Consider the following 14,940-nt stretch of genomic DNA (forward strand, 5'->3'; position numbering starts at 1 on the left):
TTAAAACCCATGCTTAAACAGTATTTACAGTTCAAACTATCACAAAAATTGTCGCCGCAACAAATTCAGTTGATGAAGCTGATCCAATTGCCTACGCAAGCATTTGAGCAGCGTTTAAAGCAGGAAATGGAAGAAAACCCGGCGTTGGAATCTGGTAAGGAATCGGATGAATTTGACGACCAGCATGATGAATTTGACAATACTCAGGATGATTATGAAGAGCATGAGCAGATTGGAGAAGACATCAATGTTGATGAATACTTGAGCGATGACGACATTCCTGATTACAGGACCCAAGTTAGCAACTACAGTGCAGATGATGAGGATAGAGATATGCCTTTTGCCGCAGGCACATCCTTCAACCAATATTTAACCAATCAGCTTAACACCTTCAGATTGACTGATGATGAACGTGATATTGCTGAGTTTTTAGTGGGCAGTGTAGATGAAAGTGGCTATATCCGACGTTCATTGGCCGAGATTACTGATGATCTTGCGTTTACCCAAAATGTATTTACGGATGAAAAATCAATAGAAAAAGTACTTCATGTGATCCATCAATTGGATCCTGCTGGGGTTGGAGCACGTAATCTACAAGAATGTTTGAGCATACAATTACATCGAAAGGAGAAAAATCCGGATGTGGAATTGGCAATTGAAATTATTGACAATGCTTTCGATCAGTTCACGAAAAAACATTATAAAAAGTTAATTCAAAAATTTGACATTAGTGAACTTCAACTTAAAGATGCCATTGAAGAAATAGAACGTCTGAATCCAAAACCAGGAGGTTCCTATTCAGGAAACAATCGTGTTGTAGAACATATTGTTCCTGATTTTGCAATCAAAATTGTGGATGGTGAGCTCGAACTCACTTTAAATGGTAGGAATGCACCAGAACTTCATGTATCTAGAGAGTACACGAACATGATGAAAGGCTATAAGGAGGCCAGGGACAAATCCAAATCGCAAAAAGACGCGGTAATGTTCATAAAACAAAAGCTTGATGCTGCCAAATGGTTCATAGAGGCCATCAAACAGCGTCAGCAGACCTTATTTGTAACGATGAGTGCAATAATGCACTATCAGAAGGATTACTTTTTAACCGGCGATGAGCGCAAGCTTAGGCCCATGATCTTAAAGGATATTGCAGAAGAAATAGATATGGATGTGTCAACAGTGTCCCGTGTAGCGAATAGTAAATATGTGGACACTCCTTACGGCACGAAATTGATCAAGGAATTCTTTTCTGAATCCATGACAAACGATCAAGGCGAAGAAGTTTCCACAAGGGAAATAAAAAAGATTCTTGAAACCGTCATTGAAAACGAAGATAAACGCAAGCCACTTACCGATGAAAAACTGGCAGCGATCTTATTGGAAAAAGGGTATCCTATTGCGCGACGGACAGTTGCTAAATACAGGGAACAATTAGATATTTCTGTAGCGCGACTACGAAAACAATTATGATTCACTATCTTTTAAAAAGTATTTCCTATATTTTTCATCCTTTGCTCATGCCCCTACTTGGGGTAGTTTTTTATTTCTCAAAAACACCGCGTTTTATTCCTGAACCGGTAATGAAAGCGAAGATTTTTTCAGTTACTATCTTAACGCTCATCTTACCAATACTTTTATATTTTCTTCTAAAGACTATTAAAAGAGTAGAATCTCTAGAGCTTAAAACAAGTAAAGAGCGGATTATTCCTTTGATACTAAATGTTTTGATCATGATATTGATCTTAAAGAGAGTGCTGCCTTATAACGAAATACCAGAATTATACTATTATTATTTAGGGATTCTCTTTTCCACCTTAACGTGTTTATTCTTGGCCATTTTAAGGTTTAAAGCCAGCATCCATATGATTGGAAGTGCCGGGTTTTTCATGTTTGCGATAGCGTTGAGCATTAATTTTAAGATTAATATTAACGGCACAATCGCTTTAATGTGCATTATTATGGGCGCTATAGCGACTTCTCGGCTGCACTTAAAAGCACACACGAATGCTGAGCTGTTGGTTGGTTTTTTCGTTGGATTGCTGCCGCAACTGGTGTTATTGAATTACTGGCTGTAGAACGCTTGTAACTACGGAATGATAACGTAGGCTAGCGCATACTTTAGTGCTATCAAATTAAAGCACATAAAACATTAAACCAATCTTTATACTGTTCATATCTATTGATTTCCCGTCCAATTGTGCTGAATCCTTAAAAATAGAATTCAGGCCATAATACACGTGAAAATTCCAGGTGGAATACCCGGCGCTGAGCGTGAGCCCATATTGTAATTTGTTAATATCATCGATATTATTCAATTTAACATCGTCAATGCTGCCAATAAATTTCGACGAATTATAAAGCACATAACCAAGTTTGACACCTGTGTGTACGCGCCAAAATTTATATTCTTTTGGTGTAGAAGTACGCCATCTATATTGTAGGGGCATTTCCACTAAATAAGTAGTGAACTTATTTCTTTTGATTGTAATCTCATTTTCATTAATAATTTGATAGGTATATGTCCCATCTTCATGTTGTGAAATTAACATGTTTTGATTGTAAGAATTTACCGAAAATCCCAGTCCAATTCCAAAAGCCTTATTTCGACGTTCATTAATGGGCATGTCCTTGATAACGCCCAAATGAATACCACTAGAAAAACCACTCTGTTTGATCTCACTAGGCTTTTTACCCAACAGGTCATAGGTAATTGAAAAGTAAAACTGATCTTCCTTGTATTTATAGTCCACAAAAGTGGTATCTATAGGTTGCTGTGCTAACAAAGCTGAGGTTACGCAAGCGAACACGATACTTAATATGGCTGTTTTCATCCTACAAATATAAATGATAATGCCCCGTCTTTAAATTTAGTTCATAAAAAAAGCATCCTATTTTAATAGGATGCTTATATAGACTATTTAACTAATAAACCTATATTACTTGTTTTGGGAAATATCACCTTTTTTGGTAGTATAGTTTATTTTCAATGCATTCTCTTTTCTAAGTTCCTGTTTAACGTCACTCACCAGACCCATATTGGCATTTTCATCCACTTTGAGAGCAACGGTCAAAAACGGCACTAATTCCTCTCTTTTTGACGCTCTTTCTGCTGCAATAAAAGATTTAATGTCTACCAGTTCGGCAAACTTATCATTAAGCTGGATCCGAGATTCTTTTCCATATTGTCCTTGGAAAGCTTCTTGTGGTTTTCCAATATAAATATACATTATCAAATCCTTCTTATCAAGTTTTTCAACCTGGTCAGCATATGGTAATTTGTTTTCAATCTTCAATGTCGTTTCACGCATTGTAGTTGCCACCATAAAAAAGAATAATAGCATAAATACAATGTCAGGTAATGACGCTGTCGATATTGCCGGTAAATCTCCTGACTTCTTCTTATTAAATTTGGCCATTATTGATGTTTTTCTAAATTATTATTGAACTTCTGACAATTTCTGAGGATAATCAAGTTTTACCCTATCGATTTTTTCTTTCAGAGATTCCTTGTTTCCTATCCAATTGACATCGCTATAATTGGCTTCCATTTCCTTTAAAGTTTTTCCATAAAGTTCCATTGCCCTTCTATCCCTCAATTCATTATAAGCTGCTACCAACTCATTCTGAACAGAAATATAAGTACCATACTTAGTTTCTCTCTCATTTTTTAATGAAATGATGGCCTTGTCTGGATTGTCAGATGACTTAGGATCTTTTCTACCTTTACAGTATGTACACGCATCATCTCCTGTACCACCGCCGTTGTCCAAAAATTCAACAGCCGCTTTTCTCAAATCTTTAAGTTCCATCAACTCATCTTCAACCAGTAATTGGTTTCTTCCGTTAATAAGTACAGTAAAAATGTTCTTCTGTCTAATAATAGGTGGTTCAACCTTCTCGTCATCAATAGGAGGTAGCCTTCTGTTTAATCCTGAATCTGTTTCAATGGTAGTAGTTACCAAGAAAAAGATAAGAAGTAAGAATGCAATATCAGCCATGGATCCTGCATTAACTTCGGGTGCTGATCTTTTTGCCATAATTACTTAGTTATTTTTTTGATTCCTGATAATAACATTGCGGCCGCAGCAGCAATAATAAGAATGTAAAATGCGACGAGACCTGCACCTACCATGTGTGCCTCACCTTCTGTAGCTGGTGCTCCGTTATAAAAATAATTACCAGCATCCGAACCACTAGACAATACGTAAGATATTATCAATACTCCTGCAAAGGCCCCTACGCCAATTAACGTGCTTTTCAAAGAACTTGTATTTGTGAACAAGTTTTGAACTACGAAAATTAAAACTAGAACAAGCGTCAATGCAAAAATAATGTAAGTTACATAAATCATTGGATCAAGGATGGCACTATCGCCATCTGTAGCCGCAGATTGAATTGCTGTATCTCCTTTCGATATAATTGTCACCAAAAAGATAATACCCGCAAGACCCAAAAGTGCCGCTACTATTTTTAATATTTTGTGTAAATTCATAATTTTCTTTAATTGTGCGGTTTATCTTTTGTATCTCACTAGCATATCCATCAAAGTGATAGATGCATCTTCCATATCATTTACAATACTATCAATCTTAGCGATGATGTAATTGTAAAAAACTTGAAGAATAATAGCTACGATAAGACCAAATACCGTGGTTAAAAGTGCTACTTTAATACCACCTGCAACAAGTGAAGGCTGCATATCTCCCGCTGCCTCAATTTTATCAAAGGCTTGAATCATACCAATTACCGTACCCATGAAACCAAGCATTGGCGCCAATGCGATGAACAATGAAATCCAAGATACGTTCTTCTCCAACTGACCCATTTGCACACCACCGTAAGCAATAACAGCTTTTTCAGCAGCATCCAGATCTTCATCAGCCCTATCCAAGCCTTGGTAATAAATAGAAGCAACAGGTCCTTTTGTATTTCTACAAACTTCCTTAGCAGCTTCGATACCACCTGATTGTAAAGCATCTTCTACATTTTGAACTAATTTTTTAGTATTGGTAGTTGATAAATTTAAGTAGATAATTCTTTCAATGGCAATTGCAAGTCCTAAAATTAAACAAAGCAATACAATACCCATAAATCCCGGGCCACCTTCAATAAAACGTTTCTTTAATTCTTGATGAAACCCAAGTTCTTCTGTTTCAGCAGTGGCCGAATTTTCGTCTTGAGTTACTGTTGCAACGGTTGTAGTTGCCATTGACGCTGTAGCCGCATAGTTATTTGCACTTACAGTTCCGAAAGCCATGATTCCTGCAATGGCTAGGGTAGAAAATAGTCTTTTCATTGTTCTGATCTTAATTTTATTAGTTAAAGTGTTAAAGATATAAAAAAATTGCAATTAAAAAATAAAAATGCGGGAGAGTATATCAGATTTAATATTGTTTCCAATCGTTGATCTCACCCATGGATTGCAAAATGAATTTCAATTAAATAGTTTGACTTTACTCAAAAGGAAAACTATCATCTTAAAATTAAATTGCAGAGAGGAAGGGATTCGAACCCTCGACACCCTTTTGAGGTGTACACACTTTCCAGGCGTGCGCCTTCGACCGCTCGGCCACCTCTCTAAAAATTAAAGCTCAATTGCTTTGCCAAATAACGAAAAAAAATATTGGCGTAAAAAATTTTATTCGTTAATTTTAAAACATTTCCCCTCTTAAGGATGTTTCAAAGATGGTTTTGAACGTTTTAGCAGAAATTTTCTCACCCAACATATACATCAATTTAGTCACAGCAGCCTCTGTTGTGATGTCTTTTCCGGAGATAACACCTATATTCTTGAGTTGGGAACTGGTTTCATACTGCCCCATAATGACACTTCCGCCAGAACATTGTGTCACATTTATCACAGGAATTCCTTTTTTTATCGTTTTCTTGAGAAGATCAATAAACCAATTTTCTGTAGTTGTGTTTCCCGCACCATAAGTTTCTATGATGATTCCTTTAATATGAGAAGACGAAAACATACACTCTAAAACCGATTTTGAAATTCCCGGAAACAACTTTATTAATGCGATATTATTTTCAAGTTTTTTGTGAACCGTAAATTTTTTACGCACGTTTGGTTTAAAAAGATGCTCCTTTGACACTTTTAAATGTACTCCTGACTCTGCCAAATCAGGGTAATTTAAAGACTCAAAGGCTTCAAAATGTTCTGCATTGATTTTTGTGGTTCTATTTCCCCGATAGAGTTTATATTCAAAATAAAGTCCGACTTCTTTAATGACCGGTTTGCCATGATGGCGCAAAGAAGCCATTTGAATGGACGTAATCAGGTTTTCCTTGGCATCGGTACGCAAATCACCAATGGGCAATTGAGACCCTGTGAGAATAACTGGCTTGGCTAAGTTTTCCAACATAAAACTCAACGCTGAGGCGGTATAGCTCATGGTATCACTACCGTGTAAAACCACAAACCCATCAAACGAATCGTAATTGAGCTCGATAATTTCAGCAATTTGAACCCAATAATCGGGATTCATATTAGACGAATCAATAGGTTCTTCAAAGGAAATAGTTCTGATTTCGCAATCCAACAGTTTCAGTTCTGGGATTTGCTTAAGCAGATTGCTAAAGTCAAAAGCCTTGAGAGCACCGGTATCAGCATCTTTGATCATACCAATGGTTCCGCCTGTATAAATTAATAAAATGTTGGGTTGTTGGTTGGACATAATTATACTTTAAATATGGCTTTAGAATTTTCAGTTGTAATTTCGGCAATTTTCTCCTGGGAGAGGCCGTAGAGTTCAGATAGTTTTTCAAGTACCTTTATAATGTAGGCACTTTCATTGCGTTTGCCTCTAAATGGTGTTGGCGCCAAATAGGGGGAGTCTGTTTCTAAAACAATATGTTCTAAATCAATTTGATTTAAAAACTTGTCGACGCCACCATTTTTAAAGGTAACCACACCCCCAATACCCAATTTCATATTGAACGATATAGCGCGTTTTGCCTGATCCAAATCGCCAGTGAAGCAATGGAAAATGCCAAATAGATCCTCAGATTTTTCAACTTCCAAAATTTCAAAAATTTCATCAAATGCATCCCTGCAATGGATCACGATGGGAAGTTGATACTGTTTTGCAAGATGTATTTGATGTTTAAAGGCCTCTTGCTGAATTTTTAAGGTGCTTTTGTCCCAATATAAATCAATGCCAATTTCTCCAATTGCGATAAATTTTCTTTGGGAAAGCTGTTTTTCAACATGGCTCAACTCGGCTTTATAATTTTCTTTAACTGAAGTAGGATGCAAACCCGTCATCAAATGGACGTAATCTGGGAAATCAGCCTCCAGTTGAAGCATGGCTTTAGTATAAGTAGAATCAATGGCAGGAATAAAAAAACGGGTCACATTAGCTTTTATGGCGCGATCCACCATTGCTTTTCGGTCTTCATCGAAAGCACTACTATATAAATGGGTGTGTGTATCTGTAACAGTCATCCTGCAAAAGTATAAGTTCTTTTGCAAATAATACAAATTAACGACTATAGTGTTAAAAGAAGTCGTTGCGAAAGTATGGCCCTATTATGCCCGTTTTTTTAAGAAGTTCTGTACGCATTTATCATCTTCTACATTTTTAGGAATAAATTTTAAAACCACTGTATTTCTGTTTTAATCATGATTCTTCATCTGTCTTGAGTTTTTGTTCTAAAAAAACGTCAGTCTGACGAGCCGCATTAAAATCTGTATCACACCCAAGCTGATTTCCAAATGTCGGAATTACTTAGACTTTATTATTTCATTAGGGTATTGTCAGCGGTAATTGTCCTATTTTTATGGCTTAGAAAACGTAAACCCAAAATTTAGATGATTGATAGTACGGACAGGTCACTTCAGGACTTTCTTTTAGAGAAAGGATATATAAAAGTCAAATTAAAGTTGACCAAAACAAACCACTTTGAAATAAGAGCAACGCTAAATGGTGTCAAAGGTTTGTTCATTTTAGACACTGGCGCATCAAATTCATGCGTAGGTTTTGAAGCTATTGAAACGTTCAAACTAACTGCTAAAGATTCTGAAGTCAAAGCCGCAGGTGCTGGTGCAACTGATATGTTCACCCAAGTTTCCAAAAAGAATAAACTTAAAATTGGAAAATGGAAGAAGGACAAAGTTGCTCTCGTACTCTTTAATTTAACCCATGTCAATACGGCACTTCTCAACCATAATTCAAAACCAGTAGACGGTATTATAGGTGCCGACATTTTGAAAAAAGCCAAGGCCGTAATTGATTATGACAAACGCTATTTATATTTGAAATTGAAATAACACCCCTCTTTTTTAATAATTTAATAGCTTATCTTTAAATCCCTTTCTTTTTTTTAATATATGGCAACCTCCATCATTATAGCAGACGATCATCCTCTTATTTTAAAAGGGCTTACCGATTTTTTAAAGGAAAAAGATTACAATCTCATTGGAAGTGCCGCAAACGGCAAGGAAGCATTAGAGATGATTATATCGAAGAGACCAAAAATTGCCATCCTAGATATCCAAATGCCTTTTTTAAGTGGTTTGGAAATCGCTGAAAAGTGCAAGGAATTAAATCTATCTACAAAAATCATCCTCATTACATTTGAAAAGGACGAAGCTATATATAAGCATGCAAAAGCGCTTGAAATATATGGGTATGTACTTAAAGAATTCGCACTCGTTGAAATTGAAAATTGTATAGCTTCAGTATTGGACGGAAAATCCTATTTCAGCCCGGAACTTATCGAGTATTTAGAAATCCCTAAACCGCCAAAAGAATTAGAGCTTTTAACTCCAACTGAAATTGAAGTTTTAAAACTTATAGCCTTAAACAAGACAGCTAAAGAAATAGGTAACATTCTGTTCATTTCTGGCAGAACGGTCGAAAAACATAAAAGCCATATCATTAGAAAATTGGAGTTAGAGTCAAAAGGAGGAAGTTTAGCACTCTATGCTAAGGAAAACGAAGAGTTTCTTGATAAAAATACGTAGTTCTACGTATTGTTTGACAGTGGGATAAAAGCCATCTTTACATTGCTATTAATCAATTTCTCGTTAGGAGAATCAGAGAGCTCTGGATTGTCAATAATCCAGAGCTTTTTCAGAAGAGTATTAGTAGGACTACTATTTTCAAACCATTATTTCTTTTTTTGCTCCCATTTTAATTTCTTCTTTTACAGTTATTCCTACGGGTAACCTCGTGGGAATATTTAATTTAATCCAACAAGTCATCAAAAAAATCTAAGGGCCACCTCTTTTTTCTTGGATTATGCCTTCATTTTATGAGAAAAGAACATAAATGCTCAAAAAATACGTAGAACTACGTATTGTTTGGCATTATATAATTGTCGAAATTTACCATGCTATTAATTCTTAGGGGAATTATTCATAAGGCTCTGGATCTTTATTGGTTCAGGGCTTTATTGTTTTATTATCCAATTAGATTAAAAAATACGTAGAACTACGTATTGTTTAACATCACATTATTGGTGAAATTTACAGTACTATTTAAGTGATCTCATATTAAGGGCATGATATAGGCTTAAGTAAGTGAATAGAAGCAACCTAAATCTCTAAAAAACCTATGAAAATCATGAAAGATAATTTCAAAAGCGGCAATCGTTTACTAATCATAGGCTTGATAGCAAGCGCAATATTGATTATCACTGCAAATATTCTGGTTAATTTCTTTTAATTGTTAGTTAGTCAAAAAAAGGGCAACTTATTTAAATAAGTTGCCCTTTTTTAATTTATAAATGTTTTATTTTTACTTATAATTCCAAAGCTCTCTTAACATCATTATCCATTAAGAGTTCGATCGGGTTTTCTAGAGCTTCTTTGATTGCTACCAAGAAACCGACACTTTCTTTACCATCAATAATTCTATGGTCATATGACACCGCCAAAAACATGATGGGCCTAATTTCAACGTGCCCGTCAATAGCCACAGGACGTTCAACAATATTATGCATTCCTAAAATTGCACTTTGCGGCGGATTGATGATTGGTGTAGACAACATACTACCAAAAACGCCTCCATTGGAAATAGTGAAGGTACCACCGGTCATTTCATCTACAGTAAGTTGTCCATCACGCGCTCTGAGGGCCAATCGTTTTACTTCATTTTCCACCCCTCTAAAGGATAGGTTTTCAGCATTTCTAATCACTGGAACCATCAATCCCCTTGGACCCGAAACGGCAATACTGATATCACAAAAATCATAACTCACCATTTCCTGACCATCAATCATGGAGTTGACTGCAGGATATTCTTTCAAGGCCCTAACCGCTGCCAGAGTAAAGAAACTCATAAAGCCTAATCCAACACCGTGCTTGCTTTTGAAGGTTTCTTTGTATTCCTCTCGCAATTTGAAAATTGCGGTCATATCTACCTCATTAAAGGTGGTCAACATTGCAGTTTCGTTTTTGGAAGCTACCAAGCGTTCTGCAACCTTACGGCGCAACATAGACAATCTTGAACGAGATACCCCGCGTTTCCCTCCTGTTGGCGTTCCCATTGAAGGGGTAGCTTTTACAGCATCCTCCTTAGTGACACGGCCATCTTTTCCTGTACCGCTAACCTCTGAAGCGGACATATTCTTCTCTGCCAATACTTTTTTGGCTGCAGGACTAGCTGCTCCAGTAGCATATGATGTTTGGTCAGGACTTGAAGCCTTCTTAGGTTCTTCTTCCTGTTTAGGGGTTTCTTTTTGCTCTTTGGAAAGTTCTTTCTCAACATTTTTGTCACCAGAGTCCTCATCACCTTTACTCTCAGACTTAGAATCTGAACCACCTGCAGGTTTTTCGGCAGATGTATCAATCAAACATACCACTGCGCCCACGGCCACTGCATCTCCTTCTTCAGCCTTTAAGGTGATAATTCCACTGGCTTCTGCTGGAAGCTCCAATGTGGCTTTATCACTATCTACTTCAGCGATAGCTTGGTCTTTTTCTACATAATCACCATCCGCAACTAACCATGCTGCAATTTCTACTTCTGTAATGGATTCTCCTGGTGAAGGAACTTTCATTTCTAAAATCATCGTATTCTATATTTTAGTATTATTTCTATTTATCGTTGGTTGTTCTTTGTTTTGTCAAACACATAGTCAATCACCTGCTGATGTCGACGTTTAGATCGTATTGCACTTCCTGCGGCTGGCGCGCCGTAAGCACGTCGCGACGCTATTCTAAACGACTTGGACTCTTCAAAATGCATCATCATAAAGCTGTAAGCTCCCATATTGCGAGGTTCTTCTTGTGCCCACACAATATCATCGGCATTTTTATATTTTTTCATGATCTCTCTCATCTGTTTTGCAGGCAAAGGAAATAATTGCTCTATTCTCACCAATGCAACATCATCTCTATTTTGTTCCTCTCTGACTTCTAAAAGATCATAATAAAACTTCCCGGTCATAAAAACCAAAGTTTTCACTTTGTCTACCTCAGCTTTTGCGTCATCAATGACCATTTGAAAACTTCCATTTGCAAATTCATCTACCGAGGATACTACCAAAGGATGTCTCAACAAGCTTTTTGGTGTAAATATAATGAGGGGTTTTCTAAAGTTGGTCTTCATCTGTCTTCTCAACAAATGGTACATATTGGCAGGGGTCGTACAATCGGCTACAAACATATTGTCATTTGCGCAAAGTTGTAAAAAGCGTTCCATCCGTCCTGAAGAGTGTTCTGCACCTTGGCCTTCATAACCATGTGGCAATAACATAACCAATCCGTTTTGCACTTTCCACTTATCTTCTGCAGCAGAGATATACTGATCCACCATAATCTGTGCACCATTACCGAAATCACCAAACTGCGCTTCCCAAATGGTTAATGTATTAGGACTTGCCATGGCATAACCATAATCAAAACCTACAACGCCATATTCAGAAAGCAGTGAATTGTAAATATAGAATTTTCCTTGTTCGTCACTTATATGGTTTAAAAGTATAATTTCTTCTTCACTATCTTCCACTTTTATAACGGCATGACGATGCGAAAACGTCCCACGCTCAATATCCTGCCCAGACATCCGTACATCATGACCTTCTTGCAAAAGAGTACCATAGGCCAAATGTTCTGCCATGGACCAATCCAACTTGTTTTCATCAAACATAGTTTTCCTGGATTGAACGAGCCGTTCTATTTTACGTATGAATTTTTTATCTTTAGGTAAATTGGAAATGACTTCGGCAATCTTGGATAATTTTTCCTTTGGGAAAGTTGTATCCACATCTTGCATCATCATATTAGCATCAGCATATTCATAACCTGTCCATTCATCTTGCATAAATGGAGTAATTACGGTTTTTTCCTGCTTTCGGGAATCCTCTAATTCTTCTTCCAAAGATGCTTTATAAACTTCTTCCAGGTTTTTGACATACTCCTGATCAACAATACCTTCCTTTATAAGAATTTTAGCATAAATCTCTCTCGGATTTTCATGCTTTGCAATGGCTTTATATAATTTTGGTTGCGTAAAACGTGGTTCATCACCTTCATTATGTCCATATTTTCTATATCCCAAAAGATCAATAAATACGTCACGCTTAAAGGTCATTCTAAAATCTAAGGCAAACAGCATGGCATGCACCACAGCTTCAACATCATCCGCATTAACGTGTAATACCGGAGACAGGGTCACCTTCCCAACGTCAGTACAGTAAGTACTTGAACGCGCGTCAAGATAATTGGTAGTAAATCCAATTTGGTTATTGATCACGATATGGATGGTACCATTGGTCTTATAGCCATCCAAATTCACCATTTGTATCACTTCGTAAACCAAGCCTTGGCCGGCAATAGCAGCATCTCCATGAACAATAATAGGTAATACCTGCGACGGATCATCAACATATTTATCATCTTGCTTAGCTCTTGCAATCCCTTCAACCACTGCTCCTACCGTCTCCAAATGAGAAGGATTTGGCGCAATGTTCAAGTTTATTTTTTTACCACCTTTGGATTCTCTATCGCTAGTCCATCCTAAGTGATACTTAACATCGCCATCAAATATTTCCTGTTCGTAATCCTTTCCATCAAATTCGCTAAATATGTCTTTAGCCGATTTTCCGAAAATGTTGATCAGGGTACTCAAACGGCCTCTATGTGCCATTCCCATCACAAATTCCTTCACGCCCATTTCGGCTGCGCTCTCAATCAGGGTGTCAAGGGCCGGAATCAAAGATTCACCACCTTCCAATGAAAAACGCTTTTGACCTACATACTTGGTATGCAAAAAGCTTTCAAAGGTTACCGCCTCATTCAGTTTGCTAAGAATATGTTTTTTCTGGTCAGAAGAGAATTTAGGCTGGTTATCATTGATGTTCAATTTTTTCTGAATCCATTCAATTTCCTTAGGGTTTCTTATATACATATATTCCAAACCAATGGAAGAACAATAAATCTTTTCTAGGTGCTCTACAATACTTTCTAAAGTCTGTGGGCCAATCCCTAAAACCTCTCCTGCGGAAAAAACAGTCTTGAGGTCTTCTTTTAAAAGTCCAAAATTTTCAAGCGCCAAAGTAGGCTCATATTTTCTTCGCTCCCTTACCGGATTGGTTTTGGTAAACAAATGGCCTCGGTTTCTATACCCGTCAATCAGTCTGATGACGTTGAATTCCTTGTGCAGATGATCAGGAATTTCTGGCGAAATACAGTCAACATCATCAACGTTGGCAACATTGCCAACATTGCCAACATTGCCAACATTGGCAACTTCACTGTTTTCGGAACCAAAGTCAAAGCCTTGAAAAAAGGCCCTCCAGCTCGGTTCAACGGAATCTGGGTATTGTAAATATTGATCGTATAATTCAGCGAAAAAAGCTGAGTGAGCGGCATTTAAAAAGGAATATTTATCCATCATTTTGTAAAACGTTCAGATGTTTTCAAATTTTATTCAAAAATACAACTTTTAGTAAAATAAGAATTGCTTTTAGTATATTTATATGATATAACTGTATCAATAAACAAAATACCAAATTTATGCGATTCTCACTAAAAAAAACCCTGTTTTCTTGCCTAATTATGATATCATTAACCTTAAGCGGCTTGGCGCAAATAAATGCTAGGCAATCTTCCCCAGATTTCTGGAGTCATGTTCGCTTTGGTGGAGGGATCGGGTTGAGTTTTGGCGACGGTTTTTTCAGTGGAACATTGGCACCTAGTGCTATTTACGAATTTAACGAACAATTTGCCTTAGGTGTTGGGTTAAATGGCACTTACAACAAGCGGAAAGATTTTTATAGCTCGACGGTTTTTGGAGGAAGTCTGATAGGATTGTTCAATCCCATCCAAGAAATTCAGCTCTCGGCCGAGTTTGAGGAGCTCAACGTTAACCGGAAATGGGACGATAGGTACAACATTGAAAACGAGAACTATTGGTATCCCGGTTTATTTTTAGGTGCCGCCTTTAGAACAAGTAATGTTGCGGTTGGAATGAGATATGACGTGTTATATGATAAAGAGAAAAGTATCTACGCCAATGCTTGGGCTCCTTTTGTTAGGGTTTATTTTTAAATAAAACGCCCAAATCATTCTGAGAGAATAGAACTGTGTCCCTATATAATGAAGTAGACTTTTACTTCGAAAGTGATTTAAGAGGTGAACTTATTCCTATAATACACTTTTTGCCATTCGCGTTTGAGGATCAAAAACATGACATTTTCTGCCAACTCAATGGTATCATTACCATCCAACTGTTTTATTTTTTCTTCGGAAACATCTACGATATATAACAGGTTAAGATAATCCATGAATTTGTGCTGAATGAGACGATACACTTCTTCGTGCAAAAGCAACTTCAAACTTGTAGGCAAAACTTCAGAATCAAATTCCAGATCTACATTTGCCAATGCCAAATCTTTATTGAGTTGCTCCACAAGTTTACTATAAAGCTCCCATTTATTGGCTTCATTAACCAATTCATCAAACGTTTTTAATTTTTCCATTGA

15 protein-coding genes and 1 tRNA gene are annotated in these 14,940 nt (G+C 36.9%); 5 read left to right on the forward strand and 11 right to left on the reverse strand.

What is annotated here, in order from left to right; translation table 11 throughout:
• The first annotated feature begins 9 nt into the window (after positions 1 to 9).
• Entirely contained in the window at positions 10 to 1,470 is a 1,461-nt protein-coding gene (rpoN, locus tag VLZ86_RS14435) for an RNA polymerase factor sigma-54 (RefSeq protein ID WP_325452568.1), read from the forward strand.
• Entirely contained in the window at positions 1,467 to 2,075 is a 609-nt protein-coding gene (locus tag VLZ86_RS14440; protein WP_325452570.1) for a hypothetical protein, read from the forward strand. The genes rpoN and VLZ86_RS14440 overlap by 4 nt, the downstream gene beginning before the upstream one ends.
• Before the next feature lie 57 nt (positions 2,076 to 2,132).
• Here VLZ86_RS14440 and VLZ86_RS14445 read toward each other — a convergent pair whose 3' ends face one another.
• The 8 genes from VLZ86_RS14445 to VLZ86_RS14480 form a co-directional block, all read right to left on the reverse strand.
• The gene (locus tag VLZ86_RS14445) at positions 2,133 to 2,831 is read right to left on the reverse strand and encodes a porin family protein (RefSeq protein WP_325452572.1); all 699 of its coding nucleotides are present in this window, start codon (positions 2,829 to 2,831) and stop codon (positions 2,133 to 2,135) included.
• A gap of 105 nt (positions 2,832 to 2,936) precedes the next feature.
• Positions 2,937 to 3,416, reverse strand: coding sequence for a biopolymer transporter ExbD (locus VLZ86_RS14450; protein WP_325452574.1), 480 nt, complete (start codon positions 3,414 to 3,416; stop codon positions 2,937 to 2,939).
• Between the two features lie 21 nt (positions 3,417 to 3,437).
• Entirely contained in the window at positions 3,438 to 4,037 is a 600-nt protein-coding gene (locus tag VLZ86_RS14455) for a biopolymer transporter ExbD (protein ID WP_325452576.1), read from the reverse strand.
• Positions 4,038 to 4,039: 2 nt separating this feature from the next.
• A complete protein-coding gene (locus VLZ86_RS14460) occupies positions 4,040 to 4,492 on the reverse strand; it encodes a hypothetical protein (protein WP_325452578.1) in 453 nt (150 codons plus the stop codon).
• A gap of 21 nt (positions 4,493 to 4,513) precedes the next feature.
• Positions 4,514 to 5,296, reverse strand: a complete 783-nt coding sequence (locus tag VLZ86_RS14465) for a MotA/TolQ/ExbB proton channel family protein (RefSeq protein WP_325452580.1) — start codon at positions 5,294 to 5,296, stop codon at positions 4,514 to 4,516.
• 195 nt (positions 5,297 to 5,491) lie between these two features.
• Positions 5,492 to 5,579: transfer RNA gene (locus tag VLZ86_RS14470), tRNA-Ser, on the reverse strand.
• A gap of 72 nt (positions 5,580 to 5,651) precedes the next feature.
• Entirely contained in the window at positions 5,652 to 6,683 is a 1,032-nt protein-coding gene (locus tag VLZ86_RS14475; RefSeq protein WP_325452582.1) for an asparaginase, read from the reverse strand.
• A gap of 2 nt (positions 6,684 to 6,685) precedes the next feature.
• Positions 6,686 to 7,453 (reverse strand): TatD family hydrolase, encoded by a 768-nt coding sequence (locus tag VLZ86_RS14480; protein WP_325452584.1) that lies wholly within the window; start codon positions 7,451 to 7,453, stop codon positions 6,686 to 6,688.
• A gap of 366 nt (positions 7,454 to 7,819) precedes the next feature.
• On the opposite strand from VLZ86_RS14480, the gene VLZ86_RS14485 reads away from it, so the two are divergent.
• The gene (locus VLZ86_RS14485) at positions 7,820 to 8,278 is read left to right on the forward strand and encodes a retropepsin-like aspartic protease (RefSeq protein ID WP_325452586.1); all 459 of its coding nucleotides are present in this window, start codon (positions 7,820 to 7,822) and stop codon (positions 8,276 to 8,278) included.
• 60 nt (positions 8,279 to 8,338) lie between these two features.
• Entirely contained in the window at positions 8,339 to 8,974 is a 636-nt protein-coding gene (locus VLZ86_RS14490) for a response regulator transcription factor (RefSeq protein WP_325452588.1), read from the forward strand.
• Positions 8,975 to 9,753: 779 nt separating this feature from the next.
• Here the strand turns inward: VLZ86_RS14490 and odhB are convergent.
• Entirely contained in the window at positions 9,754 to 11,025 is a 1,272-nt protein-coding gene (gene odhB, locus VLZ86_RS14495; protein ID WP_325452591.1) for a 2-oxoglutarate dehydrogenase complex dihydrolipoyllysine-residue succinyltransferase, read from the reverse strand.
• A 29-nt stretch (positions 11,026 to 11,054) separates the two neighbouring features.
• Positions 11,055 to 13,850, reverse strand: a complete 2,796-nt coding sequence (locus tag VLZ86_RS14500; protein ID WP_325452652.1) for a 2-oxoglutarate dehydrogenase E1 component — start codon at positions 13,848 to 13,850, stop codon at positions 11,055 to 11,057.
• A 164-nt stretch (positions 13,851 to 14,014) separates the two neighbouring features.
• Here VLZ86_RS14500 and VLZ86_RS14505 point away from each other — a divergent pair, with 164 nt between their 5' ends.
• Positions 14,015 to 14,506: an alpha-ketoglutarate decarboxylase gene (locus VLZ86_RS14505; protein ID WP_325452593.1), complete on the forward strand. Its 492-nt coding sequence runs from the start codon at positions 14,015 to 14,017 to the stop codon at positions 14,504 to 14,506.
• Between the two features lie 77 nt (positions 14,507 to 14,583).
• Here the strand turns inward: VLZ86_RS14505 and VLZ86_RS14510 are convergent, their stop codons facing one another.
• Positions 14,584 to 14,937: a hypothetical protein gene (locus VLZ86_RS14510; protein ID WP_325452595.1), complete on the reverse strand. Its 354-nt coding sequence runs from the start codon at positions 14,935 to 14,937 to the stop codon at positions 14,584 to 14,586.
• Between the last annotated feature and the right edge of the window lie 3 nt (positions 14,938 to 14,940).

Origin of the sequence: Gelidibacter sp. (assembly GCF_035515035.1) — a bacterium.
Taxonomy (GTDB): Bacteria; Bacteroidota; Bacteroidia; order Flavobacteriales; family Flavobacteriaceae; genus Gelidibacter.

Bases quoted from the DNA above. Each gene is read 5' to 3' on its own strand.
- rpoN (WP_325452568.1), top strand. From the start codon at position 10: ATGCTTAAACAGTATTTACAGTTCAAACTATCACAAAAATTGTCGCCG.
- VLZ86_RS14440 (WP_325452570.1), top strand. From the start codon at position 1,467: ATGATTCACTATCTTTTAAAAAGTATTTCCTATATTTTTCATCCTTTG.
- VLZ86_RS14445 (WP_325452572.1), bottom strand. From the start codon at position 2,831: ATGAAAACAGCCATATTAAGTATCGTGTTCGCTTGCGTAACCTCAGCT.
- VLZ86_RS14450 (WP_325452574.1), bottom strand. From the start codon at position 3,416: ATGGCCAAATTTAATAAGAAGAAGTCAGGAGATTTACCGGCAATATCG.
- VLZ86_RS14455 (WP_325452576.1), bottom strand. From the start codon at position 4,037: ATGGCAAAAAGATCAGCACCCGAAGTTAATGCAGGATCCATGGCTGAT.
- VLZ86_RS14460 (WP_325452578.1), bottom strand. From the start codon at position 4,492: ATGAATTTACACAAAATATTAAAAATAGTAGCGGCACTTTTGGGTCTT.
- VLZ86_RS14465 (WP_325452580.1), bottom strand. From the start codon at position 5,296: ATGAAAAGACTATTTTCTACCCTAGCCATTGCAGGAATCATGGCTTTC.
- VLZ86_RS14475 (WP_325452582.1), bottom strand. From the start codon at position 6,683: ATGTCCAACCAACAACCCAACATTTTATTAATTTATACAGGCGGAACC.
- VLZ86_RS14480 (WP_325452584.1), bottom strand. From the start codon at position 7,453: ATGACTGTTACAGATACACACACCCATTTATATAGTAGTGCTTTCGAT.
- VLZ86_RS14485 (WP_325452586.1), top strand. From the start codon at position 7,820: ATGATTGATAGTACGGACAGGTCACTTCAGGACTTTCTTTTAGAGAAA.
- VLZ86_RS14490 (WP_325452588.1), top strand. From the start codon at position 8,339: ATGGCAACCTCCATCATTATAGCAGACGATCATCCTCTTATTTTAAAA.
- odhB (WP_325452591.1), bottom strand. From the start codon at position 11,025: ATGATTTTAGAAATGAAAGTTCCTTCACCAGGAGAATCCATTACAGAA.
- VLZ86_RS14500 (WP_325452652.1), bottom strand. From the start codon at position 13,850: ATGGATAAATATTCCTTTTTAAATGCCGCTCACTCAGCTTTTTTCGCT.
- VLZ86_RS14505 (WP_325452593.1), top strand. From the start codon at position 14,015: ATGATATCATTAACCTTAAGCGGCTTGGCGCAAATAAATGCTAGGCAA.
- VLZ86_RS14510 (WP_325452595.1), bottom strand. From the start codon at position 14,937: ATGGAAAAATTAAAAACGTTTGATGAATTGGTTAATGAAGCCAATAAA.